General features: G+C 64.3%; 27 protein-coding genes and 1 riboswitch. Of the genes, 12 read left to right on the top strand and 15 right to left on the bottom strand.

What is annotated here, in order from left to right; translation table 11 throughout:
* Positions 1-5 precede the first annotated feature (5 nt).
* A complete protein-coding gene (locus RBB18_RS03950; RefSeq protein WP_103762738.1) occupies positions 6-1,256 on the bottom strand; it encodes a sarcosine oxidase subunit beta family protein in 1,251 nt (416 codons plus the stop codon).
* A gap of 153 nt (positions 1,257-1,409) precedes the next feature.
* On the opposite strand from RBB18_RS03950, the gene RBB18_RS03945 reads away from it, so the two are divergent.
* Positions 1,410-2,300 carry a GlxA family transcriptional regulator gene (locus RBB18_RS03945; RefSeq protein ID WP_245890457.1) on the top strand — a complete coding sequence of 297 codons (891 nt, stop codon included), beginning with the start codon at positions 1,410-1,412 and terminating at the stop codon, positions 2,298-2,300.
* Between the two features lie 207 nt (positions 2,301-2,507).
* Positions 2,508-3,116 carry a type 1 glutamine amidotransferase gene (locus RBB18_RS03940; protein ID WP_306110275.1) on the top strand — a complete coding sequence of 203 codons (609 nt, stop codon included), beginning with the start codon at positions 2,508-2,510 and terminating at the stop codon, positions 3,114-3,116.
* Here RBB18_RS03940 and RBB18_RS03935 read toward each other — a convergent pair.
* Both RBB18_RS03935 and zapE read right to left on the bottom strand, forming a co-directional pair.
* On the bottom strand, positions 3,113-3,535 hold the full coding sequence (locus RBB18_RS03935; RefSeq protein WP_371931586.1) for a GMC oxidoreductase: 423 nt from the start codon (positions 3,533-3,535) through the stop codon (positions 3,113-3,115). The two genes, RBB18_RS03940 and RBB18_RS03935, sit on opposite strands and share 4 nt — an antisense overlap.
* Positions 3,536-3,587: 52 nt before the next feature.
* Positions 3,588-4,649 carry a cell division protein ZapE gene (gene zapE / locus RBB18_RS03925; RefSeq protein WP_103762742.1) on the bottom strand — a complete coding sequence of 354 codons (1,062 nt, stop codon included), beginning with the start codon at positions 4,647-4,649 and terminating at the stop codon, positions 3,588-3,590.
* A 135-nt stretch (positions 4,650-4,784) separates the two neighbouring features.
* On the opposite strand from zapE, the gene RBB18_RS03920 reads away from it, so the two are divergent.
* Both RBB18_RS03920 and RBB18_RS03915 read left to right on the top strand, forming a co-directional pair.
* Entirely contained in the window at positions 4,785-6,026 is a 1,242-nt protein-coding gene (locus RBB18_RS03920) for an MFS transporter (protein WP_103762743.1), read from the top strand.
* Positions 5,939-6,646, top strand: a complete 708-nt coding sequence (locus tag RBB18_RS03915) for a hypothetical protein (RefSeq protein WP_306110406.1) — start codon at positions 5,939-5,941, stop codon at positions 6,644-6,646. Before RBB18_RS03920 ends, RBB18_RS03915 begins: the two co-directional genes overlap by 88 nt.
* Here RBB18_RS03915 and RBB18_RS03910 read toward each other — a convergent pair.
* The 8 genes from RBB18_RS03910 to mbfA all read right to left on the bottom strand — a co-directional run bounded on the left by RBB18_RS03910 (position 6,643) and on the right by mbfA (position 14,367).
* Entirely contained in the window at positions 6,643-7,581 is a 939-nt protein-coding gene (locus RBB18_RS03910; protein ID WP_306110273.1) for an alpha/beta fold hydrolase, read from the bottom strand. The genes RBB18_RS03915 and RBB18_RS03910 overlap by 4 nt on opposite strands.
* Entirely contained in the window at positions 7,578-8,495 is a 918-nt protein-coding gene (locus tag RBB18_RS03905; protein WP_103762745.1) for an ornithine cyclodeaminase family protein, read from the bottom strand. The genes RBB18_RS03910 and RBB18_RS03905 overlap by 4 nt, the downstream gene beginning before the upstream one ends.
* A gap of 70 nt (positions 8,496-8,565) precedes the next feature.
* On the bottom strand, positions 8,566-9,519 hold the full coding sequence (locus RBB18_RS03900; protein ID WP_103762746.1) for a DMT family transporter: 954 nt from the start codon (positions 9,517-9,519) through the stop codon (positions 8,566-8,568).
* Positions 9,516-9,965, bottom strand: a complete 450-nt coding sequence (locus RBB18_RS03895) for a YaiI/YqxD family protein (protein WP_103762747.1) — start codon at positions 9,963-9,965, stop codon at positions 9,516-9,518. The genes RBB18_RS03900 and RBB18_RS03895 overlap by 4 nt, the downstream gene beginning before the upstream one ends.
* Before the next feature lie 4 nt (positions 9,966-9,969).
* Entirely contained in the window at positions 9,970-11,400 is a 1,431-nt protein-coding gene (gene sthA / locus RBB18_RS03890) for a Si-specific NAD(P)(+) transhydrogenase (RefSeq protein WP_306110272.1), read from the bottom strand.
* Between the two features lie 3 nt (positions 11,401-11,403).
* Positions 11,404-12,237 (bottom strand): S-formylglutathione hydrolase, encoded by an 834-nt coding sequence (gene fghA / locus RBB18_RS03885; protein ID WP_103762749.1) that lies wholly within the window; start codon positions 12,235-12,237, stop codon positions 11,404-11,406.
* Between the two features lie 171 nt (positions 12,238-12,408).
* Complete coding sequence (locus RBB18_RS03880; RefSeq protein WP_306110271.1) at positions 12,409-13,344, bottom strand: AEC family transporter; 936 nt, start codon at positions 13,342-13,344, stop codon at positions 12,409-12,411.
* A 45-nt stretch (positions 13,345-13,389) separates the two neighbouring features.
* Positions 13,390-14,367 (bottom strand): iron exporter MbfA, encoded by a 978-nt coding sequence (gene mbfA / locus RBB18_RS03875; protein WP_306110270.1) that lies wholly within the window; start codon positions 14,365-14,367, stop codon positions 13,390-13,392.
* 197 nt (positions 14,368-14,564) lie between these two features.
* Between mbfA and RBB18_RS03870 the strand changes: the two genes are divergently transcribed.
* Positions 14,565-14,726 (top strand): hypothetical protein, encoded by a 162-nt coding sequence (locus tag RBB18_RS03870; protein WP_306110269.1) that lies wholly within the window; start codon positions 14,565-14,567, stop codon positions 14,724-14,726.
* A 123-nt stretch (positions 14,727-14,849) separates the two neighbouring features.
* On the top strand, positions 14,850-15,467 hold the full coding sequence (locus tag RBB18_RS03865) for a TetR/AcrR family transcriptional regulator (protein WP_103762752.1): 618 nt from the start codon (positions 14,850-14,852) through the stop codon (positions 15,465-15,467).
* Between the two features lie 82 nt (positions 15,468-15,549).
* Here the strand turns inward: RBB18_RS03865 and RBB18_RS03860 are convergent, their stop codons facing one another.
* The 4 genes from RBB18_RS03860 to smpB all read right to left on the bottom strand — a co-directional run bounded on the left by RBB18_RS03860 (position 15,550) and on the right by smpB (position 18,537).
* Positions 15,550-16,734, bottom strand: a complete 1,185-nt coding sequence (locus RBB18_RS03860; RefSeq protein WP_306110268.1) for an amino acid aminotransferase — start codon at positions 16,732-16,734, stop codon at positions 15,550-15,552.
* A complete protein-coding gene (gene sseA / locus RBB18_RS03855) occupies positions 16,734-17,591 on the bottom strand; it encodes a 3-mercaptopyruvate sulfurtransferase (protein WP_103762754.1) in 858 nt (285 codons plus the stop codon). The genes RBB18_RS03860 and sseA overlap by 1 nt, the downstream gene beginning before the upstream one ends.
* Before the next feature lie 81 nt (positions 17,592-17,672).
* Positions 17,673-17,963: a hypothetical protein gene (locus tag RBB18_RS03850; RefSeq protein ID WP_103762755.1), complete on the bottom strand. Its 291-nt coding sequence runs from the start codon at positions 17,961-17,963 to the stop codon at positions 17,673-17,675.
* 97 nt (positions 17,964-18,060) lie between these two features.
* Positions 18,061-18,537: an SsrA-binding protein SmpB gene (gene smpB, locus RBB18_RS03845; protein WP_057791393.1), complete on the bottom strand. Its 477-nt coding sequence runs from the start codon at positions 18,535-18,537 to the stop codon at positions 18,061-18,063.
* 242 nt (positions 18,538-18,779) lie between these two features.
* Positions 18,780-18,868: riboswitch (TPP riboswitch) on the top strand.
* A gap of 36 nt (positions 18,869-18,904) precedes the next feature.
* Between smpB and thiD the strand changes: the two genes are divergently transcribed.
* The 6 genes from thiD (at position 18,905) to RBB18_RS03815 (ending at position 25,479) form a co-directional block, all read left to right on the top strand.
* Complete coding sequence (gene thiD, locus RBB18_RS03840; RefSeq protein WP_103762756.1) at positions 18,905-19,729, top strand: bifunctional hydroxymethylpyrimidine kinase/phosphomethylpyrimidine kinase; 825 nt, start codon at positions 18,905-18,907, stop codon at positions 19,727-19,729.
* A gap of 157 nt (positions 19,730-19,886) precedes the next feature.
* Positions 19,887-21,050 (top strand): glycoside hydrolase, encoded by a 1,164-nt coding sequence (locus RBB18_RS03835; protein ID WP_103762757.1) that lies wholly within the window; start codon positions 19,887-19,889, stop codon positions 21,048-21,050.
* Between the two features lie 81 nt (positions 21,051-21,131).
* Positions 21,132-22,331, top strand: coding sequence for a PLP-dependent aminotransferase family protein (locus RBB18_RS03830; RefSeq protein WP_306110267.1), 1,200 nt, complete (start codon positions 21,132-21,134; stop codon positions 22,329-22,331).
* A 45-nt stretch (positions 22,332-22,376) separates the two neighbouring features.
* A complete protein-coding gene (gene pncB / locus RBB18_RS03825; RefSeq protein WP_103762759.1) occupies positions 22,377-23,669 on the top strand; it encodes a nicotinate phosphoribosyltransferase in 1,293 nt (430 codons plus the stop codon).
* Entirely contained in the window at positions 23,666-24,409 is a 744-nt protein-coding gene (locus RBB18_RS03820) for a polysaccharide deacetylase family protein (protein WP_306110266.1), read from the top strand. The genes pncB and RBB18_RS03820 overlap by 4 nt, the downstream gene beginning before the upstream one ends.
* Positions 24,388-25,479: a CaiB/BaiF CoA-transferase family protein gene (locus tag RBB18_RS03815; protein WP_306110265.1), complete on the top strand. Its 1,092-nt coding sequence runs from the start codon at positions 24,388-24,390 to the stop codon at positions 25,477-25,479. The genes RBB18_RS03820 and RBB18_RS03815 overlap by 22 nt, the downstream gene beginning before the upstream one ends.
* Positions 25,480-25,506 lie beyond the last annotated feature (27 nt).

The raw sequence follows: 25,506 nt of genomic DNA, 5'->3' as shown, positions 1-25,506 counted from the left end.
GCCCCTCAGTGCAGGTTGGGCTGGTTGCCCATGCCTTTTTCGTCGATCAGGTTGCCGGTCATGAACCGGTCCAGCCGCATTTCCGTCGCGGTGGGGTGCGGCTCGTCCTTGGCCAGCAGGTGGGCATAGCAGAAGCCGGAGGCGGGCGTGGCCTTGAACCCGCCATAGCACCAGCCGCCGTTGAAATAGAGCCCGTCGATATGTGTCTTGTCGATGAAGGGCGAGCCGTCCATCGACATGTCCATGACGCCACCCCAGGACCGCAGCAGGCGGGCGCGGCCGATCATCGGCATGATCGCCATGCCGCCCTCGCAGACGTCCTCGACGACCGGAAGGTTGCCGCGCTGGGCGTAAGTGTTGTAGCCGTCGATGTCGCCGCCGAAGACCAGCCCGCCCTTGTCGGACTGGCTGACGTAGAAATGGCCGGCGCCGAAGGTGATCACGCCGGGAAGAGTCGGTTTGAGACCTTCAGAGACGAACGCTTGCAACACGTGCGATTCAATGGGTAAGCGCATGCCAGCCATCGCGGCGACGCGGCCGGAGGACCCGGCAACGCACATTGCCACTTTCTTGGCGCGGATGGGGCCGCGCGAGGTTTCGACCCCGAGGCAGCTGCCATTCTCGATCTGAAAGCCAGTGACCTCGCAATTCTGGATGATATCAACGCCGCGGCTGTCGGCGCCGCGGGCATAGCCCCAGGCGACGGCGTCGTGCCGCGCGGTACCGCCGCGGCGTTGAAAGAGGCCGCCCTTGATGGGAAAGCGGGCGTTGTCGTAATCGAGGAACGGCAGTTCCTTTTTCAGCTGGGCGGCATCGACCAGTTCGGCATCGGCGCCAGCGAGGAACATCGAGTTCGCGCGCCGCACGAAGGCATCGCGCTGGCCGTCGGTGTGGATGAGGTTGAGGATCGAGCGCTGCGAGACCATCGAGTTGTAATTCGTGTCCTGCTCGAGGTTTTCCCACAGCTTCATCGAGAATTCGTAGAACGGCTCGTTGCCGGGCAGCAGGTAGTTGGAGCGGATGATGGTGGTGTTGCGACCGATATTGCCCGAGCCGAGCCAGCCTTTTTCAAGAACGGCGACGTTGGTCAGGCCGAATTCCTTGGCGAGGTAGTAGGCGGTCGACAGGCCATGCCCACCGCCGCCAATGATGACGATGTCATATTCCGCCTTGGGCTCGGGTTCGCGCCAGGCGCGTGTCCAACCCTTGTTGCCGGTCAGGCCTTCCCAGAGGACCTTGAATCCACTGTAGCGCATAAGATGATTCCCACGATTGCTGACATCAGTGTGCGGCATTCTTGGCGAATGGACTTTTCCAAAACGGACGGATAATTTCTGATTATGGACAATATTGGTTCAAATCTGGATGCCTCGCGCAGAATCGGGATCTTACCGGTCCCGGGCTTCGCAATGATGTCCTTTGCCGCGCTGACTGAACCGATGCGGGCTGCGAACCTGCTGGCGCGGCGGCAGCTTTACGAGGTGGTGACCGTCGGATCTGACATGGATCCAGTGCCGAGTTCCGGGGCGGGCATGGTGGTGCCCGAGATCGAAGTGGGTGAGACGGACGCGTTCGATTACCTCTTTGTCGTGGCGGGCGGGGACCCCACGCTTTACAACGACCGTGCGGTGCTGAACTGGCTGGCGCGGGTGGCCCGGGCGGGCGTGCCGCTGGGCGGGGTGTCGGGCGGGCCGATCATCCTGGCCCGGGCGGGGCTGATGCAAGGGCGGCGCATGACAGTCCACTGGGAACACGCCGGGGCGCTGGCCGAGATTTCCCCGAGCCTGGTTCTGGAACGCTCGCTTTACGTGATCGACAGGGACCGGGTGACCTGTGCGGGCGGCACCGCGCCGATGGACCTGATGCACGCGCTGATCACGCAGCATCACGGGGCGCATTTCGCGCGGTTGGTCAGCGACTGGTTCATGCATACGGAAATTCGCCCTTCGGCCGGTCCGCAACGCTCCGGTCTGGTGGAGCGGGTGGGTACGACCGTTCCCGCCATTCTCGATGCGGTGGAGGCTATGGAGGCGAATGTCGCCGAACCGTTGGACCTGTCGCGCCTGTCTTCGGTTGCAGGCCTTTCGTCGCGCCAACTCAACCGCGTGTTCCGCGACAAGCTGGGTCGGCCGGTAATGCGTTACTATCGTGAGTTACGACTTGAAAAGGCGCAGAGTCTTTTGCGAAATTCCCCGCTCAGCCTGACCGAAATCGCGCTCGCCACCGGCTTTGCAAGTTCCGCCCACTTCTCGCGTGCCTACAGCAAACGTTTCGGTCAGCCGCCCTCGGCCTACAGATAGGTTTGCGTCAATCGTGCTGCGGTTTGCGCCGCGCGGCTTGCCACGGCCATTGGGCGCGTTAGGGTTCGGAAAACATCTACGGCGAGGTTACTTATGCACATCTTGGTACTGCAACACGAACGCGTCGAGCATCCTGCAGTTTTTCGCAAGTTCCTTCGCGAGGACGGACATACGTGGGACGCGATCGAGCTGGACGAAGGAGAGGCGTTGCCCGAAAGCATGGATGGTTACGATGCACTTTGGGTACTGGGCGGTCCGATGGACACCTGGCAGGAGGATCTGCATCCGTGGCTGAAGGACGAAAAGGTGTTCATCCGCGATGCGGTCGAGGGGCAGGGTATTCCGTTTCTCGGGCTTTGCCTGGGACATCAGTTGCTTGCAGAGGCATTGGGCGGTGCGGTCGGCCCATCGAAGACTCCCGAAATCGGCGTGTTGGACGTACAGTTGACCGAAGCCGGGGCAAGCGGGGTGTTTTTCGATGGCTTGCCGGAAGTATTCCAATGCCTTCAGTGGCATTCTGCCGAGGTGACCGAGCTGCCGGAAGGGGCGCAGGTCCTCGCGACGTCTCCTGCCTGTCCCGTGCAGGCGATGAAATGGGGAACGCGCGCTTACTCCATGCAGTTTCACATCGAGATTGAACATGACACGGTCGAGGCGTGGGGAGAGATCCCGGAATATGCTGGCGCCCTGGAAAAGGCGCTGGGCAAAGGAGCCCTTGGCTCTTTTCAGGAAGATTGCGCCAAACGCATGGACAGGTTCAACGAGATGGCCGAGCGTATCTACATCAACTGGCTTCAGGCGACGGCGCGGACCTAGGCGCTTTCGGAAGCGAAGGGCGGGTTCTGCGGTGCAAGTTGCGCATGCCCGGCGATGAAATCCGCCGCACGGGCCGCTAGCATCTGGGTCGGCGCGTTGAGATTCGCGCTGATCACGCGGGGCATCACCGAGGCATCCACAACGCGCAGCCCCTCTATACCGTGAACGCGAAATCTTTCATCTACCACGGGGTTCTGTCCCAGCCGCATCCGGCATGTCCCGCATGGATGGAATTCCGTTGTCACGTTCGCACGGATCCATGCGCGGATTTCTGCATCGGTCTTTACGTCCGGTCCTCGGTCGATCTCGACGTCGCGAAATGTATCGGAAAGCTCACGCGGCTTTTGCACATCGGCCCGGACCCGAGAACCAGGATTTTCTTCGACCTGTCGCGTCGCAAACCGTTGGCGAGCGTACATCCGGCAGATCCTGCGCCGATGATGATATAGTCATATTCGCGGGACGGATGGCTCACGCGTCCTGGCCCCAGCCTTCGGATTGCATCTCTCGAAGGCGGCTCGCGGTGCGTTCGAATTCAAAGCTGCCCTCACCTTCGACGTATAGATACTCGGGTTCTGCGGCAGCAGAGCAGACGAGTCGGACCTTTGCCTCGTAAAGCGCGTCGATCAGGGTCACAAATCGCTTGGCCTCATTGAAGTTCGACCGGCTGAGTTGTGGTATGTTTTCCAGCACCAGAACCCGGGCTGCCTGAGCGAGGGCAAGATAATCAGCGGGACCAAGCGAGCGCCCGCAGAGGTCATAGAAACTGGCCCGCGCCACGCCGTTGTGAAAAGCGGGAATCTCAACCTCGCGTTTGTTGACGACAAGGGTTAGTGGCGCGCCCTTGCCCTCGGTCAGGTCGCGCCACACTTCCTTGATCTTGGCGCGGGCCTCTGGGGTATTTGGTGTGAAATACGTTGGACTGCCTGCCAGCCGACCCTGACGATGGTCGGTGGGGCTGACCATCTCGTGGATGACCATCCGTTCTTTCAGAAGCTCGATGAAGGGCAGGAACAGCTGGCGGTTGAGACCGTCCTTGTAAAGTTCGTCGGGCTCGCGGTTGGAGGTTGTCACCACCGCGACACCCGAAGCGAATAGCGACTCGAAGAGCCGGCCCACGATCATGGCGTCGGTGATGTCGGTGATCTGCATCTCGTCGAAGGCCAGGCACCGCACCGAATCCGACACCTCCTTGGCGACGGGGGCCAGCGCGTCTTCTTTTCCGGCGGCGCGGGCCTTGTGCATCCCGGCATGGATCTCCTGCATGAAGGCATGGAAATGCACGCGGCGCTTGGGCACCGACAGCGTTTCCACGAACATATCCATCAGCATCGACTTGCCGCGCCCGACACCGCCCCAGAGGTAAAGACCTTTGGGCGCCTCGACCTGCCTGCGAAAGAACCCCTTTTTCTGGGGTTGAGCCAGATCGGCGCGCAGACGCTCCAGCTCCTCGACGACCGCGACCTGCGCATCGTCGCGTTTCAGAACGCCCTCGTCGACCAGGCGTTCGTATTTGTCGGGGACCGTCTCCATGCCCTTGTGGATACCGAAGCTGCGACGGCGTGGAAAGCAGGAAGCGGTTCGCGAAGCCGAATTGTATGCATCACAATCGCTGAATTGACGCTTCGGCGGGGGCGGGTACTGTCGCGGCATTCTTCGGAGGGTCCCATGCAGAAATCCGCGTCGATCTTCACGCCTGTGCTGATGGCGGGCTGCTTGATCATGCTGGTGTCGTTCTCGATCCGGGCGGCGTTCGGTGTGTTCCAGATCCCGATTGCCGAGGAATTCAACTGGCTGCGGGTGGAGTTCAGCCTGGCCATCGCGGTGCAGAACTTGGCCTGGGGGATCGGCCAACCGATATTCGGCGCGATTGCCGAGAAAGTGGGCGACCGCAAGGCCATCATCCTTGGTGCGTTGATGTATGCCGCCGGACTGGTGCTATCTTCCTTTGCCACGACGCCGCTGGCGCATCAGCTGTACGAAGTGCTTGTGGGATTCGGGATTGCGGGCACAGGGTTTGGCGTGATCCTCGCCGTGGTGGGGCGCGCCAGCAGCGACGAGAACCGCTCGATGAGCCTGGCCATCGCGACGGCGGCCGGATCGGCGGGGCAGGTATTCGGTCCACCTATTGCAGAGTACCTGCTGTCGATGATGGGCTGGCAGTCGGTCTTCCTGATCTTCGCGGCGGCGATCCTGGCTGTACTGGCCTGCCTGCCGCTCATGCGCGCGCCGGAACCCGCCAGCACGGCGGAGTTGGCAGAGACCATGGGCCAGATTCTGGTCAAGGCGTTCCGCGATCCGAGCTATACGCTGATCTTTCTCGGCTTTTTCTCCTGCGGCTACCAGCTAGGCTTTATCACCGCACATTTCCCGGCCTTCGTGACGGAGTATTGCGGGCCGATCGTGGCGGGCAGCGTGTTGCACAACATGGGGGTGACCACGACCTCGGCGCTGGGGGCGGTGGCCATCGCGCTGATCGGGCTGGCCAATATCGCGGGGACGCTGACGGCTGGATGGTTGGGAAAACGCCACTCCAAGAAGCTGTTGCTGGCCGCGATCTATACCGGGCGGACCCTTGTCGCGGCCGCTTTCATCCTGTTTCCGATCACGCCGACCAGTGTGCTGCTGTTCTCGGCGGCGATGGGGTCACTGTGGCTGGCGACCGTGCCACTGACCAGCGGGCTGATCGCGTATATCTATGGGCTGAGATACATGGGTACGCTTTACGGGATCGTTTTCTTCAGTCACCAGCTGGGTAGTTTCCTGGGTGTTTGGCTGGGGGGGCAGTTGTATGATATCTACGGAAACTATTCGATGGTCTGGTGGATCGGCGTGGGAGTGGGCGCATTTTCAGCAATCGTGCATCTTCCGGTAAAAGAACGGGCGCTGCCGCGCGGTGCCTTGGCCTGACGCTCGCGGCGCTGTTTCTTCTGGCGCTGGGCCCGGCCTTTGCGGAGGACGTCGACGATTGGATCGCCGCCACGCCCGAACGGTATCATCAGACGTTGCGCGCGGGGCAGGAAGATCCGACTTTTTCGGCCTTTCGCGAGATGTGCCCGGCGGATGTTTTTCGCGACCTCGGCCGCACGCCGGGCGGTTCGCGGGATTGTACGGATCGACCGGGATGGTGCTTGGCGTTGTGCCGGACGGGGCAGGCGCGGGCCTGTTTCGGACTGGCGCGCGCGGTGGAAATCGAGCTGGACGTCGAGGGCCAGGCCACGGTGAAGTTTCCTTTCTTCATGGCCGCATGCGCGGCAGGGGACGCCAATGCGTGCACGAATGCCGGCGCCACGGCGACGCGCGGCAGCTGGATCGCGGGAACGCGACCCGCCGTCGCCGAGGCGCGGGAGTGCCAAGTTCGCACCTACGAGACGGCCTGCACGGCGCAGGCACCTTGGGGCTGTTACATGTTGGGCGCGGAATGGGCGCAGGCGGGTGACACTGCCAAGGCGCGGGACGCGTGGCAGCGCGTTTGCGATGTCGACGCCGATGGCAGCGCCTGCGAAGCAGCGCGGTCCCAACTGGATTAGGGCGCCACGCCCTTTGCGACGTGAAGCGTGTCCATGACTCCGGAGACCTCGGCCACATGGGTGTAGGCCAGCGTGTGCCCTGCGCCGGGGATGACGACGTTGCGCGCAGTTGGGTTCAGTGCTGCCAGCCGGTCGCGGCCCGCGAGGGGGATCACGTCGTCGGTCTCGCCCCAGATCGCCAAGGTCGGAATACCGGCGTCGCAGATGGCGCGGTGGGCGGGGGCGAGGTCTTCGTCCATGATGCCCCTGAGCGAAGACAAGACGGCAGGTGCGAACCCGTGTTTGCGGCTTTCGGCAATTTGCAGATCGACCATGTCGGGGATGGCCGACGGCAGGCTACGTTCGGAGTTCAGGCCACGGCGCAGGCTCCGGGGATAAAAGCCCAGCATCATCCACTTGCCGATATTGGGGTGGTTGATGGCCATCTGGGCCACCGGCCCGAGGTCGTGACCCAGACCGGCGGGCGCGATCAGGCAAAGCTGGCACACCCGGTCGGGATGTGCAGCGGCAAATCCCGCCGCGATGGCACCGCCCATGGAATAGCCGAGCAGGGTGAAGTCGCCCTCGATCCCCTGGTGATCCAGCAGCGCGGCAAGCTGGGCTGTGAAGAATGTGCTGACCTGTTCGCCTTTGGGGCGGGCCGAGAGGCCGCGGCCATAAAGGTCATAGGTCAGGACGCGAAAGCCCATCCCGGAGAGGTGGTCGGCGAGCGGACCCCAGACAAAGCTGGGCGTGGTCAGGCCGTGGACGCAGACCGCGACAGGGCCATCTTCGGGCCCGCGCCACTGGAACCATGTCGGGCCGTTCGGTAGATCGGCCACCTGGCCCGTGGCCGCTGCGCGTTGCTTGTTGGTGACGCGAGGGCGGAAGGCCTCGGCGATTAAGGGGGCGGCGACAAGGGCCGTTCCGGCGGAGAGGAACGCCCAGCCGATCACCGCGCCGCCTGCCAAGCTTCGAGGATGTAACGGCTGGTCATCAGGTCCAGATGCGCGCCGCCGCCGTTCTTGAAGAGGGTGATGTCTTCGTCGCTGCCGCGGGTGAAGTGTTCCGGCTCGTAATAGTCGGCTACGAGGTGATCGCGGGTGATCGTGCCGGCCTCGAGCGGGATCTTGATCTCGCCGATATGACCCACCGTCGTGTCGTAGCTGTCGACAAAGACGCGGGCGCGTTGCAGGGCGGTGTCGTCGGCCTCTCGCATGTCGGGGCGGTAGGCGCCGATAAGGTCGATATGCTGGCCGGGCTGGAACCAGTCGCCCTTGAGCACGGGTTCGGTGGACATGGTGGCAGAGGTGACGATGTCGGCGGCTCGCACGGCGGTTTCCAGGTCGTCGGCCACGGTCAGGCCGGGGCAATCATTCACCATCGCCTCGGCATTGGCGCGGGTGCGGTTCCAGACGGTGAATTGTGCGTCGGGAAAGCCCGCGCTGTAGGCCTGGAAGAGCGACCGGCCCACGGTGCCCGCGCCGACGATCAGGATGTTGCGGCTGTCGGGCCTTGCGAGCCGGCGAGCGGCGAAAAGGCTGTCTCCGGCGGTCTTCCACTTGGTCACGAGGTGGAAGTCGATGACGGCCTCCAAGCTGCCATTGCTGTCGGAAAAGACGCTGACCGAACCGTTGATCATCGGTTCGCCCTTGTCGGGGTTGCCGGGGAAGATCGTGGCGGATTTGACCGCCAGCCCCATCCCGTCGATCCAAGCCGACCGGCTGAGCAGCGTGTCAGGGTCGCGGTAGAGGAAGGTATCGCCGATCTCGGCCTTGGGGCGCTTATGACCGGCCTCGAACGTGTCGCAGAGCGCCAGCCAGTCGAGCAGCGTCTCGCCTTCGTCGAAGGGGATGATGGATATGCTCATGGGCGCGCTCCTTGCTTTTGGTATCGGAAGGTATGCGTGCTGGCGCGGTTGGCGTCAAACGCCGCGCGCGTCACAGGTGGCGGGGTTCGTCACTGGCTACGATCTGATCCTTCCGGGACTCGCGCCAGATCAGGTAGAGGCCGGAACCCAGGATCAGGGCGATCCCGATCCACGCTGTGCGGTCCGGCCACGTGCCGAACACAGTGACGCCCCACATAATGGCCATGGGCATGGCGACGTATTCGAAGGGCGCGGCGAACGCGGCCTCGGAAATGCGGTAGGCTTGGCTGATGAAGAACCCGCCCAGCACGCTGCTGACGCCCAGCATGACCAGAATCCACCAGTCATGCGCCGCGATCGTACCCCACGCACGGAACAGGAAGGCCAGCGAGGCGTGATCCTGCTGGGCGAACTTTCCATCGCCGATCGAAAGACCGATGATGCTGCAGGAGAGGATGAAGGTGATTTGGATGTAAACCGCCATGGTCGCCGCCGATTCCGTACCGCCGACCTTGCGGGCGACCATGTGAATTACGGCGTAAAGCACCGCCGCGGCCATGGGCAGGAGGGCGGCAGCCTGAAAGGCTGAGGTGCCGGGCTTGACGATCACCAGAACGCCCACGAAGCCCACGGCGATGGCCGCCCAGCGCCGGGCGCCCACGGTTTCGCGCAGGAAGATCACCGAGAAGACGGTGATGACCAGCGGCGAAATGAAGAACACCGCCACCGCGTCGGCGATGGGCATCGCCGCCAGTCCGAGGAAGAGGCAAGAGTTGGCGCCGACCACGCAGATCCCGCGCAACAGGTGCGCGCCGGGGCGCCGCGTGCGCAGCACCCGCAGGCCGTAGAAAGGCAGGAAAATCACCGCGAAGGTCAGCAAGCCGATGGCCGACCGGAAAAACACGATCTGGTGCAGGGCATAGTCGTTAGACAGGAATTTGATGCCCACGTCGTTCAGCGAAAAGCACATGACAGCCAGCAGGGCGCAGCCCGCGCCGGCAAGGTTCGTGCGCGACACGCTCATCCTTGCGCTGCCTTGCGGACCATGCGTTCCAGCGCATCGAGAAAGCGCGAGCGGTCGGCCTTGGTGAACCCCTTGCCGCCGCCCTGCCGGAACGGATCGGCGGCGCGCAGATCGCTCATCAGGTCACGGGTGGCCAGCGCGTTGCCGATATTGGCTTGGGTCAACGCCTCGCCATTGTGTTTCAACACCAGCGCGCCTGCCTCGACGCATTTGGCCGCGAGGGGGATGTCGCCGGTGATGACGACGTCGCCCGGCCCGGCACGCTCGGCGATCCACATGTCGGCCACATCGGGGCCGTCGGGCACGATGATGGTTTCCACCAGCGGATTGCGCGAGGGGCGCAAGCCGCCGTTGGAGACGATAAAAATCTTTTGCTTGTGACGGGTGCCGACCCGCTCGACCTCGTCCTTGACCGGGCAGGCATCGGCGTCAACGTAGAGGGACATGGGCCTATTCCGCCGCCTTGGCGCCGCGCGCGACCTTGTATTCCTCGGGGATGGGCATGCGGTTGAAGGCGTCCAGACCGGCGATCTTGTAGGCCTCGGCCAGCGTTGGATAGTTGAACGTGTTCTGCACGAAATAGTCTACGGCGCCCTTCAGGTTCAGCACGGCCTGCGCGATGTGAATGAGCTCGGTCGCGCCTTCGCCGACGATCTGAACGCCCAGCACGCGGCGGGTCTTCAGCGACACGAGCATCTTCAGCATCCCGTGTTCCAGACCCATGATGTTCCCGCGGGAAGTTTCGCGAAAGCGGGCGATGCCGACCTCGTAAGCGATGCCGCGCTCCTGCATTTCTTCCTCGGACATGCCGCAGGTGGAAATCTCTGGCACGGAATAGATGCCGTAGGGGAACCACGGGCTTTCGGGCAGGGTGGGCGTATCGAGCGCGTGGCAGGCGGCGATGCGGCCCTGTTGCAGTGAGGTCGAGGCGAGCGAGGGATGCCCGATCACGTCGCCCGCAGCATAGATATGCGGCACGCTCGTCTGGTAGGTTTTGCGATCCACCTCCAACCGGCCGCGGTGGTCGGTCTTCAGTCCCGCCTTGTCGAGGCCCAGCCGATCCGTGGCGCCCATGCGCCCGGCGGCGAAGAGCAGCATCTCGGAGCGGACGTGCCGCCCGTTGGCGAGCGTGGTCTCGATATGCTCACCCGCGTCCTCGATCGTCTCGATGGCCGAGCCGAGGCGCAGGTCGACGCCATTCTCGCGGATCTGGTGTGTGAAATCGTCGATCAGGGTCTTGTCGATGAAGTCTAGGAAGCTGTCGCGGGGCTCGATCAGGGTGACGCGCACGTCGAGGGCCGAGAACATGGTGGCGTATTCGACGCCGATCACGCCCGCGCCCACAACGACAAGGCTGCGCGGGATCTGGCCCAGTTCGAGAAACTCGTCACTGTCCACGACCGTCTTGCCGTTGAAAGGCACGTAATCGGGACGGTACGTCTTGGTGCCCGTGGAGATCAGGAACCGATCGGCGGTGAGCGACATGGTCTCGCCCGCCTCGGTCGCCACGTCGAGGGCATTGGGCCCGGTGAAACTGGCCAGCCCGTGCAGGGTATCGACGTGGTTGCGGTTGAACTGGTGTTCCAGCACGTCGACCTCGTAATCGAGGGTTTTGTGCAGGCGCATCTTGAGATCCTGCGCGCCGATATCGTCCTTTACCCGGTAAGAGCGGCCATAAAAGCTGCGCTCGCGGTAGCCCGAGAGGTTGAGCACGGTTTCCCGCAAGGTCTTGGACGGGATCGTGCCGGTATGCACCGACACGCCGCCCAGGCGCTCCTTGCGGTCCACGACCAGCACCCGGCGTTTCAGCTTGCCCGCCTGGATCGCGGCAGAGCGTCCGGCGGGGCCGGAGCCGATGATGATGAGGTCGTAATGGCTCATGTCTTACCCTGCGTAGAGCGCTTCGGCGTGGAAGGCGACGTGTTCCTCCATGAAGGAGGAGACGAAGAAATAGCTGTGGTCGTAACCGGGCTGCATGCGCAGGATGGATTGCTGGCGGCGGGTGGCGCAAGCCTTGGCAAAGCTTTCGGGCATCAGAAGGTCCAGAAACTGGTCCGAGGTTCCGGTATCGCACAAAATCGGACCATCGAAGCCCTTCTCGTTCATCAGAAGCGTGGCGTCATGCTTGGCCCACTGGCTTTCGTCAGAGCCCAGGTAAGCGCCGAACTGCTTGCGGCCCCAGCTGCTTTGCGTGGGGTTCACGATGGGCGAGAACGCCGAGACCGAGGCGAAGCGGTCGGGCATGTTCATCGCGATGGTCAGCGCGCCGTGCCCGCCCATGGAGTGGCCGGTGATGGCCTGACGGGCGCTGTCGATGGCGAAGTTCGAGGCGATCAGAACGGGCAGCTCCTCGGTCACGTAGTCCCACATGCGGAAATGCGGCGCCCAGGGGTCCTGGGTGGCGTTGACATAAAAGCCCGCGCCCTGCCCGAGGTCGAAAGCGTCGTCATTTGCCACGCCCTCGCCCCGCGGCGAGGTGTCGGGGAAGACCAGCGCGATGCCCTGTTCGGCGGCCCATTGTTGTGCGCCGGCCTTGGTCATGGCGTTTTCATGGGTGCAGGTGAGACCTGAGAGATACCACAGCACGGGCACGGTGCCCCATTTCGCCTCCTGCGGCATGAACAGGCCGAATGTCATGTCACAGTCGCACGCCTTGGATGTGTGGGTGTAGACACCTTGCGTGCCGCCGAAGCAGGCATTTTCCGAAACGGTTTCCATCACGATCTTCCTTCTGTCCTTTGAGCGGTGAGACACCGGACTGTCGTCACCCGGCGGCTGTCGCGCGGACCGTATCATGCCCAGCCCTGCGGCCAACCGCGAATTTTGTCGGCATCGGCATAGCGCCAACAGGTTTCAGTTTTGCAAATGCCGGGCAGCGGGGCAGGCCGATTACTGGTATAGGCCGGTGACCCAGCCAATGACGATCGACACGGTAAAGACGGCAACGGCGGTAGAGACCAGGATCGAGGCCGAGACCCGCTGGGGCGCGACGCGGTAGTGCTCGGCCAGGATGTAGACGTTGCCGGCGACGGGCAGGGCGGCGGCGGTGATCATCACGGCGGCCGGGTAGGGATCGACCGGGAAAAGGTAGAGCGCGGAAAAGGCGACGAAGAGCGGATGCAGGATCAGCTTGTTGAAGCTGAGCCAGCCCGCGGCGAAGGGGCGTTCGGCGGATTTGGTGGCAAGCGACGCGCCGATGGCAAAGAGCGCGCCCGGGGTCGCCGCGCCGCCCAGCAGGGACAGGAAATCGTTCATGACCGGGTGGATCGGGAGGTCGAAGGCGGACCACGCGAGCCCGAGCGTGATGGACACGATCATCGGGTTTTTCACGAGGCCGATGCCGACGGTGCGAAAGATCCCCAAGCTCATGCGTCCGTCACGGGTGCCGGTGACGACGATCACGATGAGCGAACCGAACACGATGAGGTCGACGGCCAGCACCAGCATCACGGGTCCGATGGCATCCGGCCCCAGCAGCAGGGTCAGCATCGGCACGCCGAGAAAGCCCACGTTGCCGATCACGCCGCATTGAGCCTCGAACGCCGCTTCTTCGGCCTTGAGCTTGCGGAAGAAGGCGACCAGCGTCACCAGCCCGTAAACGAAGGCCGTGCCCCAGAGGTAGGCCATCACGAACCGCCAGTCGAAGATCTCGCTCATCGTCAGGTTCGCGGAGAACCGGAATAGCATCGCCGACAGGGCGAAGTAAAAGACGAATTTCGTGAGGTAGGCCGTGGCCTCTTCGCTGAAGAACCCGGTGCGCCCTGCCCAGTAGCCAAGCCCGATCAGCAGGAAGAAGGGCAGGGTTTGCATGAAGATATCCAGCATGACGCGGTGGTAGCATGCTGGCGGGGCGCGTCAATCGCGATGATGTCAGCCGCTGCCGATCAGTACCCCTGCGGCGAAGACCAGTGCCCCGCCCAGCACCACCTGGAAGGCGGCGCGAAAGAACGGGGTTTCCATGTAGCGGTTCTGGATCCACGCGATGGCCCAAAGCTCGACGAAGACCACGATGACGGCGATGATCGTGGCGGTCCAGAAATCGGGGATGAGATACGGCAGGGCGTGGCCCAGCCCGCCGACGGTGGTCATGATGCCCGAGGCGAAGCCGCGTTTGATGGGACTGCCACGGCCAGACAGTTCGCCGTCATCGCTGGCCGCTTCGGTGAAGCCCATGGAGATGCCGGCGCCGACGGAGGCGGCGAGGCCGACGAGGAACGTGGTCCAGGTATCCTGCGTGGCGAAGGCGGTGGCGAAGATCGGGGCGAGGGTCGAGACCGACCCGTCCATGAGTCCGGCCAAACCCGGCTGCACCCAGGCCAGAAGAAACTGACGCTTGGCGGTGCGCTCCTCGCTGTCTCGGGCGTCGGCGTCGAGATGTTGCTCCTCGAGCTCTCCGGCGCGGCCCTGGTGTCCGGCCTCGGCGGCGGCCAGATCTCCCAGCAGGGCGCGGGTGGCGGCATCCGTCGTGGCCTTGGCCGCGTTGAGGTAAAAGCGTTCGGCATCGCTTTCCATTGCCTCGGCCTCGGCGCGGATGCGCTCGATCCCGAGGTTTTCCATCAGCCAGACGGGCCGGCGGGCGTAATAGCCGGCCACGTGCTCGCGCCGAATAAGCGGGATCACGTCGCCGAAACGCTCTTGGTGGAGGTCGATCAGGCGGCGGCGGTGCTCGTTTTCCTCGGTTGCCATGCCATCGAAGATCTTCGCGGTATCGGGATATTCAGCCCGCAGCATCTCGGCGTAGCTGCGGTAGATGCGGGCGTCGTCCTCTTCAGAGGAGATGGCGAGTGCGAGGATTTCCTGCTCGGACAGGTCCGAGAAACGACGGCGGGACGTGACACCGGGAATCATCGGGTGACCTCCAGTAGTTTAGAATAATTCTAATGTACCTGAGAGGCTGAATAGGTCAAGCCCGGGGCGTCCGATCATACTTGAATAGCAGGTATGCAAAAATCTGAACCGAATAGTTTACTTTAGCCCTTGCAAGCTGAACTGATCTGTTTAGATTGGCGATTGTGAACTGAATGGTTCAGATAAGGAAACGCGATATGAAACCTCTTCTTTTGACACTGACCCTTGCCGCCTCGGCGCTGGCATCCCCCTCCATGGCAATGAATGTTGACATGTCGAGCCTGACGCCGGTTCTGACATTTCCCCAGCCCGCGCCCGAGCCCGTGACGCAGGGTGACGGCGGCATCGATGCGCAGTAACCCGGCGCGAACCGTCTGTGGGTGGGTGTTCCTTCGTCCTCTCCTTCCGCGCCCGCCCGCAGACAGGCTTGCAGTTCGCCGCCCACGACCTGTAAGCTGACAGGAACAGGCAGGAGGACTTGCATGACGGCCATGGACGCCGAGATCAAGAAAGGTCGAAAATTCGACCAAGTGCTTGAGGGTGCACGGCAGATTTTCATGCGAGACGGGTTCGAAGGCGCCAGCGTGGATGACATCGCGCGCGCCGCGAGCGTGTCCAAGGCGACGCTTTACAGTTACTTCCCGGACAAGCGCTTGCTGTTTTCCGAGGTCGCGCGGGTCGAATGCAATCGGCAGGCCGAAGAGGCGTTGCAGCAAATCAACCCGGGCGCCACGGCGCGAGAGGTTCTGCTGGAGGCGGCCAATCGCGCGGTGCGTTTTTTCCTGTCGGATTTCGGGCTGCAGATGTTCCGCATCTGCGTCGCCGAATCCTATCGCTTTCCCGAACTGGGCCAGAGGTTCTATGCGTCCGGTCCCGGCTTGTTCAGCGAACGCATGGGACGGCTGCTGACCCCCTATGTGGATCGCGGGGAGCTGAAGATCGACGACATGGACCTTGCGACGAAGCAGTTCGGGGAGTTGTGCAAGTGCGATCTGTTCGTCCGCTGCCTGTGCGGTGTGGACTGTGACACGTCCGAGGCGGGGATCGAGCGCGTGGTTCAGGGCGCGGTCGAAACCTTCCTGGCGCGTTACGGGACCTGAGGCGGGCAAAAGAGAGCGGGCGGCGCAAGATATCACCGCCCGAAGATTACCCCGAAAATTTCAACAATCGTTAACGGTGCGCTCAGGCGCCCACGTCAATGATCGCCTGCGCCAGCAGCGGCACCGTCCTTGAGTTGAGCCCGGCGATGTTGATCCGGCTGTCGCCCACCATGTAAATCGCGTGGTCCTTGCGCAGCGCCTCGACCTTGTCGGGCGCGAGGCCGAGACGCGAGAACATGCCACGATGCTGCGCGATGAAGCCGAAGCGGTCCGAGCCCGAGAGCGTGCGCAGTTCCTGGGCGAGTTGCTCGCGCAGGCCGAGCATGCCGCGGCGGACCTCTTCGAGTTCTGCTTGCCAGTCGGCGCGCAGGGCGTCGTCGTTCAGCACCAGCGAAACCAGCCGTGCGCCATGGTCGGGCGGGAAGGAATAGTTCTGGCGGTTCAGATATGCGAGATTGGCCTGCGTCGTGGGGCGGCGGGCGCTGTCCTGGCAGACGGCCATCAGAAGACCTGTCCGCTCGCAATAAATCCCGAAGTTCTTGGAGCAGCTTGCTGCGATCAGGACCTCGGGGCAGGAGGACACAACGTGGCGCGTGCCGGCCGCATCAGCATCGAGGCCGTCGCCGAAGCCTTGGTAGGCGATGTCGATCATCGGGATAGCGCCCTTGGCGTTCGCTAGATCGGTCACTTCGCCCCATTGCTGCATCGTCAGGTTGGCGCCGGTCGGGTTGTGGCAGCAGCCGTGCAGCAGGATCACGTCGCCTGCCTGAACCCCATCCAGATCCTGCATCATGCCGTCGAAATCGACGCCGCCGGTTTCATTGTCGAAATAGCGGTAGGGGACGTGTTCGATCCCCATGTGTTTCAGGATGCTGAGGTGGTTTGGCCAGGTCGGGTCCGACACGAAGACGCGCGCATCCGGGTTGGCCATTTTCACCAGGTCGAACGCCTGCCTCACCGCGCCGGTGCCGCCGGGCGTGGCCACCGCCGCCACCGCGTCGCGCGGGGCGGCATCGTCGAGGATCAGCTTGATCATCGCGTCGGAAAAGGCCGGGTCGCCCGCGAGGCCGACATAGGCCTTGGTCTCTTCCTCTTTCCACCATTCCTTCTCGGCGGCCTTGACGGCGCGCATGATCGGCGTGCGGCCTTCGGCATCCTTGTAGACACCGACGCCGAGGTCGATCTTGGTGTCGCGCGGATCGTCCTTGTAGGCCTGCATGAGGGCTAGGATCTTGTCGGCAGGTTGCTCTTTTAGGTGTTCAAACATCAGGCTTCTCCGGTTGCGACGGAGACGGTAGGAAAGGCTCCCCATTCGGTCCATGATCCGTCGTAGAGCGCGTGGTCGGTCTTGCCGATCCGTTCCAGCGCAAGATTGATCACCGCGGCGGTCACGCCGGAGCCGCAGCTTGTGATGACGGGTTTCGTGAGATCCGCGCCGGCGGCATCGAAGATGGTGCGCAGGTCGTCGGGGGATTTCATCGTGCCGTCGTCGTTGAGCAAAGTGCTGTAGGGGACGTTGCGGGAGTTGGGGATGTGCCCGGCCCGCAGCCCTTCGCGCGGCTCAGGCTCGTCACCCCGGAACCGGCCGGGCGCACGGGCGTCGAGGATGGTGTAGTCGCCCAGCTTGGAGGCGGAAGCGACCTGTGTGACATCCTTGACCCGGTGCGCTTCGCGCCGGACGGTCATGTGCCGGTCCCGGATCATCGGGGGCAGGTCCTCGGTCGGGCGGCCCTCGGCCAGCCACTTGGGCAGGCCACCATCCAGGACGGCCACGTCGTATTGTCCCATCAGGCGGAATAGCCACCACACGCGGGCCGCCGAGAAGAGGCCATGGGTGTCGTAGACCACCACCTGGTGACCGTCGCCCACGCCCATCTGGCGCATGCGCGACATGAACTTTTCCACTGGAGGCGCCATGTGCGGCAGGTCGGAACGATGGTCGGAAATATCGTCGATATCGAAGAACCGGGCGCCGGGGATGTGCGCCTGATCGTATTCCGCCTTTGCATCGCGGTCGATGCCCGGCAGGAAGTAGGTTGCGTCAAGGACCCGCAGGTCAGGATCATTGAGATGCGCCGCCAGCCAATCGGTGGATACCAGTGTTTTCGGATCGTCGTTTGCCATGACAGCCCCCTGAAACCATTGCCATTGACGTAGCGCGGGACGCGGGACAGTGCAAGCGGACGGGGTGTGCTGTTCCCTGGGTCAGCGGGTCAACAGATTGCGCAGCAGGCCAGCGGCCAGAAGGCATGCGCCGCCGCCAAGTGCGCCCGCGGCCAGTTGCGTCGTCAGTGCCGTGGGGTCGAGCGCCACGCTGTCGGGCGCGGTTTGCGCAAGGCCGCCAAAGCCCAGCAAACCAAGGGCGTGGCTGCCAAGAGCGCCGCCGAGAACACCGGCACCAGAATTGATCAGAACGCCCACGTTCAGGCGGGGCACGAGGCCGCCGGCGATGTTGCCGCCGATGGCGCCGGCAATGAGGCTGATCAGTAAGTCCATGCTTCCCGCTCCCCCGTGCTATCCCGCGCTGTGCGCCCGGAACGAGGGAGAATATAGCAAAAGCGGCGGCACCCGCAGAGGGTGTAATCCGAGACGCCTACATACCGTGGCGCAAAAGCCGCTGCTTCTGGCGGTTCCAGTCGCGCTTGGCCTCGGTCTGGCGCTTGTCGGTGTTCTTCTTGCCCTTGGCGATGCCGATCTTGATCTTGGCGATGCCGCGGTCGTTGAAGTACATCACCAACGGCACGAGGGTCATGCCCTTGCGCTGGGTCTCGTTCCACAGACGCGCCATTTCCTTGCGCGAAACCAAGAGCTTGCGGCGGCGCCGGTCCTCGTGGCCGAAAGGCACGGCCTGTTCGTAGGGTGCGATGTAGCTGTTGACCAGCCACAGCTCGCCATCCTCGACCGCGGCATAGCTTTCAGCGATGTTGGAGGTCTTCTGGCGTAGGGATTTGACCTCGGACCCTGCGAGCACCATGCCGCATTCCAGATCGTCCTCGATGGCATAGTCGTGCCGCGCCTTGCGGTTCTCGGCGACGACCTTGTAGTTTGGATTGATCTTGGGCTTGACCATGTCGATTTCTGCCTTCCGGGCGGTGCAAGAGAGCAAGATAGCCCCTGTGGCGAAGGCTTCCAACCCCCTGAAGCGAATCGAAAGGTTAACGGGACCCGAGAAGGCGAATCCGAACGTCGGTATCACGTCGGTATTCAAGTGGTATTGCGACGGTGCGGTTTTTTGCAGGTGGCCGGATCAACGGAGCGTGCGTTGCGCCGGCGCGGTTGCGGTTGACAGGCGGGCCACTGCGCCTATCGTTCGGCACAAGCCAGGGGCGCCTTCGGGCTGAGATGCACCCTTTGAACCTGACCCAGATCATGCTGGCGGAGGAAGGCGCGACCGGAGCCGGTCGGACCCAGCCTTTCGACGCCGCGAAAGGAGCCGGATGACCCCCGACACAAGGAACACAGCCAAGGGCCGGATCGCCAACATCCTGTCGGTCGCGGGCTCGGACCCGTCGGGCGGTGCGGGCGTGCAGGCCGATCTCAAGGCGATCTCGGCGAACGGAGCCTACGGGATGGCGGCGCTGACGGCGTTGACGGCGCAGAACACCCAAGGCGTGCAGGGCGTGCATCTGGTGCCGCCGGACTTCGTGGCCGACCAGATCCGGGTGGTAGCCGAGGACGTGCGGATCGACGCGGTGAAGATCGGGATGATCGCCACGGCAGAGATCGCCCGGGCGGTGGCGGACGCCTTGCCGGACGTGCCGGTGGTGCTGGACCCGGTGATGGTGGCGAAGGGAGGCGCATCGCTCCTGGCCGAGGACGCGGTGGTGGCGCTGCGCGAGGCGCTGGTGCCGAAGGCGGCGGTGATCACGCCGAACCTGCCGGAGGCGGCGGCGTTGCTGGGCTGCGCCGAGGCGGCGACGCGGGAAGCGATGGCAGAACAGGCGCAGTCGCTGCGGGCGCTGGGCTGTGGCGCGGTGCTGCTGAAGGGTGGGCACCTGGAGGGCGAGGACAGCCCGGACGTGCTGGCCGATGCGGACGGTGTGCATTGGTTCGAGGGCACGCGGGTGGCGACGCGGAACACCCACGGTACGGGATGCACCCTGTCGGCTGCGCTGGCGGCCCGGATCGGGAGGGCAGAACCTCTGCCCGAGGCGGTGGCCGAGGCCAAGGCCTATGTCGCGCGGGCGATTGCCGGGGCCGGGGCGCTGGATGTCGGGTCCGGGCATGGACCGACGCATCATTTCGCCGGGTTATGGGCGTGACCTTCGTATCGGCCGCTTCCTGCCCCGGACCTGATCCGGGGCCTCTTGCCCGATGGGAAAAAGACCGTCTTTGACGGATCGGGATCGGCCGGTTCCCGCTCTCGGGAATCGCGGCGGGACGTGGTAGGCTCCGCCAAACCAAGCGGAGCCCTCTGCCATGTCTTCCCCCAGTGTCAGCCTCCTTGTCGGCACCACAAAGGGTGCCTTTATCCTGTCCGCAGACGCGGGCCGCGACTGTTGGGACGTCACCGGCCCGCATTGCGACGGCTGGTGCATCAACCACATGGCGGGCGATCCCCACAGCGGCACGATCTGGGCTGGGGGTGGCGGTGCGTTTTACGGGGCGGGCGTGTGGCGGTCCGAGGATCGGGGCCGGTCCTGGACGCTGGAGCGCCTGACGCGGGGGCAGATGGACGACTGGGCGGCGAACGATCCGGGCTTTGCCGAGATGATCGGCTGGACCGACGCGCCGCTGCCGTTCGACGACGCCTTTGAACAGGTCTGGTCGCTGGGGTTCGCACACGGGACGCTGTATGCCGGGACGAAGCCCGCGACCCTGCTGAAGAGCACGGATCACGGTCGGACATGGCGCCAGGTCGATGCACTGACCGAGCATCCATCGGCGAAGGACTGGAACCCCGGGGCCGCGGGGCTTGTCCTGCACTCGATCGTGTTCGACCCCGGCGCGCCTCAAAAGCAGTGGATCGGGATTTCCGCCGCGGGGGTCTTTGCCACCGAGGATGGCGGGGCGAGCTGGGAGCGGCGCAACCGGCTGTCCAATACCGAGGCCTGCGGCGCGCATGACCATCCCGCCGCCCCGAGCGGCGGAGAGACCGGGCATTGCGTGCATAACATCATGCGCGCGCCGGGCGATGCGGACCTGCTTTATCAGCAGAACCATCACGGCGTCTGGCGGTCGTCTGATGGCGGGCGGTCGTGGGACGATATCACGCCGGGCCTGCCCTCGACCTTCGGCTTTCCGATCCGGGTGCATCCGCGCGACCCGCGCACGATCTGGACGCTGCCGCTGAATGGCGACATGGCGGGGCGGTATCCGCCCGATGCGGCCTGCGCGGTCTGGCGGTCGCGCGACGGGGGCGAGACGTGGGCGGCGCTGCGCGAGGGGTTGCCGCAGGAGAACTGCTTTTTCACCGTGCTGCGGCAGGCCATGGCGGGGGACACGCTGGATGCGCCGGGGCTGTATTTCGGGACCAATTCGGGGTCTGTCTTTGCCAGCCTTGACGAGGGCGACAGCTGGCGCGAGATTGCGCGGCACATGCCCACCATCCTGTCGGTCGAGGCGTTTGCGCCTGCCGACTGAGCGCGCAGGACGGGAATTGAACAGACGTTCATTTTCCTTTATGCACGCCCCGACCCCTTGCACGACTTCGGGAGACAGCCGATGCCCCAGCGCCCCGCCTTTGCCAAATGGCTTGACGACACCAACGACGTGACCGCCACTTTCCTGGCCGCCGGGCGCATCCCGGGGCTGGTCAACCTTGGCGGTGGTCTGCCGGGCACCGAGATCTGGCCGATCGAGGACATGACGAAGCTGGCGACGTCCGCCGTGGCCGACCACGCGGACGAAACGCTGGCCTATGCCCCCGTCGCGGGACTGCCCAAGCTGCGCGACCTGATTGCGGCGCGGTATTCGGAAGGGGACCTGACGCTGACGCGCGACAACGTGCTGATCACCGCGGGCGGGGCGCAGGCCCTGAACCTGCTGGGTACGGTGTTGCTGGAGGAGGGCAGCACCGTCGCCTCGCAGACGCCCGCCTACCTCGGGGCGCTGGACAACTGGCGGCCGCGCCAGCCGGTCTATCGCCCGATGCGGCTGGAGGCGAATGACCTTGACCCGGTGGCGGCCATGACCGGTGCGCAGTTTGCCTATACCGTGCCGAATTTCTCGAACCCTACGGGCAAGCTGGTGAATGCGGCGACGCGCCGGCGGCTGGTGGATGCCGCGCACGAGACCGGCACCTGGCTGATCGAGGACGACCCTTACGGCACGCTTTATTATGACGACGCGCCGATGCCGCGGATGCTGACGCTGTCTGCCGAGCGGGCCGGGGCGCCTTATGACGGGCCGGTGATTTATCTTGGCACGGTATCCAAGGAGCTGGCGCCGGGGCTGCGGATCGGCTGGATCATCGCGGCGCCCGAGATGATCGAGGTGCTGAAGGCCGCCAAACAGAGCGCCGACATGTGCACAAGCGGCCTGTGCCAGCAGATCACCCATGACGCCTTCGCCACCGGGCTGGCCGATGACATGCTGCCCAATATCCTCGACCTTTACCGCAAGCGGCGTGATGCGCTGTGTGCTGCGATGGACGAACACCTGCCGGAACTGTTCACGTGGGAACAGCCCACGGGGGGCATGTTCGTGTGGGCCACGGCGAAGGACCCCGCGCTGGATACCAACCGGCTGATGGAGGTGGGGCTGGACCATGGGGTGTGCATTTCGCCCTCGTCGGTGTTCGATCCCGAAGGGCGTGACCACAGTTCGATCCGCATCAACTTTACCTACAATACCGAGGACAAGCTGGTGACCGGGATCGAGCGGCTGGCCACGGCGACCCGCGCCGCGCTTGCGGAAACCTGACCCTTTTGCTCTAACGGGCGGCAAATTGACTACCCGGAGGCCGCCATGGTCGACATTGCAACCCGTGTCTGGAACCATAAATGGAAGATCGACCCGATCGTCCGTTCGCTGATCGACACCGATTTCTACAAGCTGCTGATGTGCCAGTCGGTGTTCCGCAACCGTCCGCACACCTCCGTTACCTTCTCGTTGATCAACCGCAGCAAGGATATCCGGCTGGCTGAACTGGTGGACGAGGGCGAGCTGCGCGAGCAACTGGACCACATCCGCTCGCTGTCGCTGTCGCGGGGGGAGTCGACGTGGATGCGCGGCAACACGTTCTATGGCAAGCGGCAGATGTTCACGCCCGAATTCATGGACTGGTTCGAGAAGCTGCGTCTGCCGCCCTATCACCTGGAAAAACGCGATGGGCAGTACGAACTTACGTTCGAGGGTACCTGGCCGCAGGTCATGCTGTGGGAAATCCCGGCGCTGGCGGTGCTGATGGAACTGCGGTCGCGCGCGGTGCTGCACGACATGGCCCGGTTCGAGCTTCAGGTGCTTTACGCCCGCGCCATGACCCGCCTGTGGGAAAAGACCGAAGTGCTGCGCGACACGCCCGGCCTGCGTATCGCCGATTTCGGCACGCGGCGGCGGCATTCTTTCCTATGGCAGGATTGGTGCGTGCAGGCGATGACCGAACGGCTGGGGGACAATTTCGTCGGCACCTCCAACTGCCTGATCGCCAAGAACCGCGACCTCGAGGCGATCGGCACCAACGCGCACGAAATGCCAATGGTTTATGCCGCGCTGGCCGAGAATGACGAGGAATTGGCCCGCGCCCCCTACGAGGTCCTGTCCGACTGGCACGACGAACACGACGGCAACCTGCGGATCATCCTGCCCGATACATACGGTACCGAAGGGTTTCTGGCCAAGGCGCCCGACTGGCTGGCGGGGTGGACGGGCATCCGCGTTGACAGCGGCGACCCCGCCCGCGGCGCAGAGACCGCCATCCAGTGGTGGAAGGACCGTGGCGAGGACCCGACGCAGAAGCTGATCATCTTTTCCGACGGGCTGGACGAGGAGAAGATCCTGTCGCTGCACAAGCAGTTCGCGGGCCGCGCCCGCGTCTCCTTCGGCTGGGGCACGCTGCTGACCAACGACTTTCGCGGCCTTACCCCCGGCGACGCTCTCGCCCCCTTCTCGCTCGTCTGCAAGGCGGTGGCCGCCAACGGCCGCCCGACCGTCAAGCTGTCGGACAACCCCCGCAAGGCCATGGGGCCGGAGGGCCAGATCGACCGCTACAAGCGGGTATTCGGGGTGGGGGACCAGGAGGAGATCGAGGTGGTGGTGTGATCACGCCCGGTGTCTGCCTCACTTTCGACGACCTCTATGTCGAGAACTGGCTCGCCGCGCGACCGATCTTTCAGGCGCATGACGCCCGCGCCACCTTCTGCGTCTGCTGGATGCACGCCGCGACGCCTGCGCAGATCGATGGCCTGCACCAGTTGCAGGAGGACGGTCACGAAATCGCCTATCACGGCCGCAACCACGAGAAATTGCAGCCCTACCTGCGCCAGCATGGCCTCGACCACTGGCTGGAAAACGAGATCGCCCGTGGCGTGGCAGAGCATCGCGCGCTCGGCTTCCCGACCACCAGCTATGCCAGCCCTTTCTATGGCTCCAACCGGCAAACCCGCGCGGCCACAGCGCCCTATTTTCAGATCACCCGCGCCGGCAGCGGGCGCGATCTGTCGGTCGAAGATGTGCCGAAGCGGATCTACCAGCGGCCCGATCCCGACGGGGCGGTGAGCAGCATCGGCTTGATCGACTTTCAGAATCCCGGCAGCCGGAGCTGGCGGGAGATCGGCGCCGCGCTCGACATGCTGGTCGCGCATCGCGGCGTCGGCATCTTCAACGGTCATGACATCCGCCCGCGCAGGGCGGGTCCGGGCCGCTACAGCGCGCACCGGCAAATCGACCGTCTGCTGCGCGAAATCACCGACCGTGGACTGGCCTTTCATACGCTCAGCGGGTTCGCCCGTGCCGCCCAGGCCGATCAGGAGGCGCCGCAATGCTTGCCGGCATCAAGGTAGTAGAGTTCGAGGGCCTAGGCCCCGCACCCTTCGCCGCCATGATGTTGGCGGATCTGGGCGCGGAGGTAACGGTTGTTCAGAGGCCGGGACCTGCCAATCCGACGATGGGCGAGCGCAACATGCTCGACCGCGGCAAGCGGGCCGTGGTGCTGGATCTCAAGGATCCCGGCGACATGGCTGTTGCGAAGGCGATGGTGAACGAGGCCGATGCGCTGATCGAGGGGCTGCGGCCGGGGGTGATGGAGCGGCTTGGGCTGGGGCCGGAGGTGTTTGCGGAGAGCAATCCGACGCTGGTTTATGGACGGATGACGGGCTGGGGGCAAGGCGGGCCGCGGGCGCATCTGGCGGGGCATGACTATAACTATATCGCCACGGCGGGGGCGCTCTACTATGCTTCGACCCCGGGCGACGCGCCGCTGACGCCGCCGACGATCGTGGGGGATATCGGGGGCGGGGCGCTGTACCTTGTGGCCGGTGTGCTGAGCGGTCTGCTCAATGCACAGCGGACGGGAAAAGGCACCGTGGTGGATGCGGCGATCACCGACGGGTCGGCGCATATGATGGCGCTTTTCATGGCGATGGCGGGGGCTGGGAACTTGTCGCAGGAGCGGGGGCAGAGCCTGCTGGACGCGCCGCCCTGGGGGCGGACATATGTTTGTGCCGACGGGCGGTACCTGTCGGTGCAATGCCTTGAGCCGCAGTTCTATGCGATGTTTCTGGACCTTCTCGGGCTGGATGACGACCCGCTATTTGCGGCGCAGTATGATCGGGCGCAGTGGCGCGAGCAGACGGCGCGGTTGACGGCGGTTTTCGCGGCGCAGCCGGTTGGTCATTGGGCCGACCTGTTCGAGGGGTCGGACGCCTGTGTCGCGCCTGTGCTGAGTCCGTGGGAGGCGGCGGAGGATCCGCATATCGCCGCGCGCGCGATCTGGCACAATACAGAAGGCGGGTTCCAACCGGCCCCGGCGCCCCGGTTCGACGGGAAGGCCCGGGCGCCGAACCCGGTGCCCGCGCGGGGGCAGGATACCGAGGCGGTGCTGAAGGATCTGAAGGCGCGCGGGCTGATCTGACGGCGTTGGACATACGTTTTCGTATGG

Source organism: Roseovarius sp. MMSF_3298, assembly GCF_030733705.1.
Taxonomy (GTDB): Bacteria; Pseudomonadota; Alphaproteobacteria; order Rhodobacterales; family Rhodobacteraceae; genus Roseovarius; species Roseovarius confluentis.
This window is presented reverse-complemented; position numbering and strand designations above follow the sequence as displayed.

What these genes read in the sequence shown, in the direction of transcription:
- RBB18_RS03835 (WP_103762757.1), top strand. Translation starts at nt 19,887, where the DNA reads ATGTCTTCCCCCAGTGTCAGCCTCCTTGTCGGCACCACAAAGGGTGCC.
- thiD (WP_103762756.1), top strand. Translation starts at nt 18,905, where the DNA reads ATGACCCCCGACACAAGGAACACAGCCAAGGGCCGGATCGCCAACATC.
- mbfA (WP_306110270.1), bottom strand. Translation starts at nt 14,367, where the DNA reads ATGATTCCCGGTGTCACGTCCCGCCGTCGTTTCTCGGACCTGTCCGAG.
- RBB18_RS03920 (WP_103762743.1), top strand. Translation starts at nt 4,785, where the DNA reads ATGCAGAAATCCGCGTCGATCTTCACGCCTGTGCTGATGGCGGGCTGC.
- RBB18_RS03830 (WP_306110267.1), top strand. Translation starts at nt 21,132, where the DNA reads ATGCCCCAGCGCCCCGCCTTTGCCAAATGGCTTGACGACACCAACGAC.
- smpB (WP_057791393.1), bottom strand. Translation starts at nt 18,537, where the DNA reads ATGGTCAAGCCCAAGATCAATCCAAACTACAAGGTCGTCGCCGAGAAC.
- RBB18_RS03850 (WP_103762755.1), bottom strand. Translation starts at nt 17,963, where the DNA reads ATGGACTTACTGATCAGCCTCATTGCCGGCGCCATCGGCGGCAACATC.
- RBB18_RS03895 (WP_103762747.1), bottom strand. Translation starts at nt 9,965, where the DNA reads ATGTCCCTCTACGTTGACGCCGATGCCTGCCCGGTCAAGGACGAGGTC.
- RBB18_RS03950 (WP_103762738.1), bottom strand. Translation starts at nt 1,256, where the DNA reads ATGCGCTACAGTGGATTCAAGGTCCTCTGGGAAGGCCTGACCGGCAAC.
- RBB18_RS03935 (WP_371931586.1), bottom strand. Translation starts at nt 3,535, where the DNA reads ATGTACGCTCGCCAACGGTTTGCGACGCGACAGGTCGAAGAAAATCCT.
- sseA (WP_103762754.1), bottom strand. Translation starts at nt 17,591, where the DNA reads ATGGCAAACGACGATCCGAAAACACTGGTATCCACCGATTGGCTGGCG.
- RBB18_RS03870 (WP_306110269.1), top strand. Translation starts at nt 14,565, where the DNA reads ATGAAACCTCTTCTTTTGACACTGACCCTTGCCGCCTCGGCGCTGGCA.
- RBB18_RS03905 (WP_103762745.1), bottom strand. Translation starts at nt 8,495, where the DNA reads ATGAGCATATCCATCATCCCCTTCGACGAAGGCGAGACGCTGCTCGAC.
- zapE (WP_103762742.1), bottom strand. Translation starts at nt 4,649, where the DNA reads ATGGAGACGGTCCCCGACAAATACGAACGCCTGGTCGACGAGGGCGTT.
- RBB18_RS03860 (WP_306110268.1), bottom strand. Translation starts at nt 16,734, where the DNA reads ATGTTTGAACACCTAAAAGAGCAACCTGCCGACAAGATCCTAGCCCTC.
- RBB18_RS03900 (WP_103762746.1), bottom strand. Translation starts at nt 9,519, where the DNA reads ATGAGCGTGTCGCGCACGAACCTTGCCGGCGCGGGCTGCGCCCTGCTG.
- pncB (WP_103762759.1), top strand. Translation starts at nt 22,377, where the DNA reads ATGGTCGACATTGCAACCCGTGTCTGGAACCATAAATGGAAGATCGAC.
- RBB18_RS03815 (WP_306110265.1), top strand. Translation starts at nt 24,388, where the DNA reads ATGCTTGCCGGCATCAAGGTAGTAGAGTTCGAGGGCCTAGGCCCCGCA.
- fghA (WP_103762749.1), bottom strand. Translation starts at nt 12,237, where the DNA reads ATGGAAACCGTTTCGGAAAATGCCTGCTTCGGCGGCACGCAAGGTGTC.
- RBB18_RS03945 (WP_245890457.1), top strand. Translation starts at nt 1,410, where the DNA reads ATGATGTCCTTTGCCGCGCTGACTGAACCGATGCGGGCTGCGAACCTG.
- sthA (WP_306110272.1), bottom strand. Translation starts at nt 11,400, where the DNA reads ATGAGCCATTACGACCTCATCATCATCGGCTCCGGCCCCGCCGGACGC.
- RBB18_RS03880 (WP_306110271.1), bottom strand. Translation starts at nt 13,344, where the DNA reads ATGCTGGATATCTTCATGCAAACCCTGCCCTTCTTCCTGCTGATCGGG.
- RBB18_RS03865 (WP_103762752.1), top strand. Translation starts at nt 14,850, where the DNA reads ATGACGGCCATGGACGCCGAGATCAAGAAAGGTCGAAAATTCGACCAA.